The organism is Duganella sp. SG902 (assembly GCF_013376005.1).
GTDB lineage: Bacteria > Pseudomonadota > Gammaproteobacteria > Burkholderiales > Burkholderiaceae_D > Rugamonas.
Genome location: NZ_JABMJK010000039.1, coordinates 1 through 2152, shown reverse-complemented (window position 1 = coordinate 2152; position 2152 = coordinate 1). Strand labels below are relative to the sequence as shown.

Below are 2152 nucleotides of genomic sequence, written 5' to 3'. Positions count from 1 at the left end.
TCGTGCCGTACCCACAGCACGGTGAAGCGGTTGTCGTCGGCGTAGCGCTCGTGCTGGGTCAGCGCGAACACGTGGCCGGCGGCCAGTTGGCGCACTTTGTGATTCCCATGTGCGCATTACGTGAACTACGATCACTGTCATCCGATGGACAGCACCCAACGTATTTCTTTGCCTTGATGCAAGGGTAATTTTTCGCCTTTTTGCAGGAAGATACTGACGTTGAGATCGGACTCGGCCAGCCATTTGCCGGCGGCTGGTGCTGCGGTTCCACTCTCTGCGCAGAGGACAACGTCCGGTACCCGGATGGCTGGGGCTGGGGACTGCGCCGGGTCCGGCTTGGTGAAGCGATAGTGAGCCTCCTCTTTTGGAACAGTACCATCTTCATAGCGATCATCACGCCACAGCAGGCGCCAAGTGGTATCCAGTGCAAAGCTATCGTCCATGGTTTCTACTCTTATCTGCGGGGCCTTTGAGCCACCGTGCAGATAGTTCATGGCACCGACGATTTTGAACGGTGGCTGCGGTTTTGGTGCTCGGGTGATCAAGCTCATAATGGATGGTTTGGGCACATCAACCGGCTCCCAAATGCCGGAGTACGGCATGTATTCTCCTGTGCGGATGAAGACGTTGTCGATCGGATCTGGAACAGGTGCGAGGTCGTTTGGAAACGACATATTGGCCAGTTCGTTTTTCAGCCATGTGCCATAAAGCGTTAGTGCGGGATCTTCGAGGTAACGCGGCTCGATAATCTCCGGCCCACATTCTCCCCACGCTTGGGCCAGTGCTGTTAGAGCGAAGCAAAACTCTTCCCAAAGAGGCGTGTTTTCTTTGATGCCGTTTTCACCGATCTCTATGCGATAAAGCATTTGCGACCAATGGTCGAGCATGCGCTCAGCCATCACGAACTCACCGTTTGCATCGAATTTGAAAACTCGCTTGTCGCCTTTGGCCAATCTATTAACGCCTTCTTCACAATGCGCCAAGCACTTCAGAATCAATACGTATTCTGATTGTGGCAGGGACGTATCCTCACCCAAGCCTGTGTTGTCAGCTTCGCGTACGCTATTTTCCGTAGCGTTAGCCCACGCTTTGAAATATTTAAAAATACGGCGCCATGCCGTGACGGAGCTGACTCTCTTGAGCCAGTAATAAATCTGCTGTCGCTCGACATCTGACGGCAGCTTGATCGCGTTATAGGGGATAGATTGTTTCATGGATAGATGGCAACTTCTTCGTTATGTTTGCTTGCTTGTTCGCGAGCTCCGAGGCGAGCGGTCTGGGTTGCCGTGGTCCCGGGACCACGGACGTAGCCCCAAATACCATTCGCATCGGTCCAGCCGGTAGCATGGAAGGTAAATTCAATTCCTGTTGCGGGATCAACGATTTTGTTAACCTTGCCGCCGTTAGCAAATGTTTGACCAGCTTTATTCAGGGCATCCTTAACGCTTGATTCAAGAAAGAAAAACGCTTGTGTGGCACCGCCGGGCAAGTATTGTCCCGGAATCTTTTTGCCAAATTGCTCTGAGACTGTGCCCACGACAGCTTTGGGGCCTTTACCATTAACAATCTTAGCGGTGACAAAAAAACCGTCACCATTAAAGCTATCAAGTACTGCTGCCATTTCTCGCCATTCCTTGGCGGTTCTAGGGGGCGGGCCTAAGCCCCACCAAGCGCCAGCTGCCCAAGCTTCGTCCACTGCGACGCCATGGGTAGTCCGAGGCGGACCAAAGAAGCGAAATATTTGTTCACCATCTTTTAGTGGACGGTTCAACATTTTCCCAGAAAATGCAGCGATATTGTTGTACTCCTTGGTCTTAGGATCGACTGCGTGCATCAAATTGGGATAGTCTGGCTCATGCTTGTAATATTTTGCTATGGCCGCCGGGTCGTTTTGGGCAGCAGGGTTCTGATTGAACCCTCCGCGCGAATTCCTGACCGGTAACACGCCATCTTGGACTAGCCGCCGCTCATCAGCGTGCGTAGTGATACGCTGTCCAGTCGCAACTTCGTGCATAGCGACGCGACTGGTCGTCTCTCCACCAGACCGGATGTAGGCCTGAATTTCCCGCAGTTTTTGATCCAGCTCTTTCACCGCGAGCGGTATCATTTCTTTGCCTTTTTCCCGTACCTTGGCAAAGCCCTCACGCAGCGA

General features: G+C 52.8%; 1 protein-coding gene and 1 pseudogene. Both read right to left on the bottom strand.

Features of this window, described 5'->3' with window-relative positions:
* Positions 1-137: 137 nt before the first annotated feature.
* Positions 138-1214 carry an Imm71 family immunity protein gene (locus tag FHW83_RS30355; RefSeq protein ID WP_176650098.1) on the bottom strand — a complete coding sequence of 359 codons (1077 nt, stop codon included), beginning with the start codon at positions 1212-1214 and terminating at the stop codon, positions 138-140.
* A pseudogene (locus tag FHW83_RS30550) lies at positions 1211-2152 on the bottom strand (hypothetical protein); the annotation flags it as partial. The pseudogene FHW83_RS30550 and the gene FHW83_RS30355, both read right to left, overlap by 4 nt.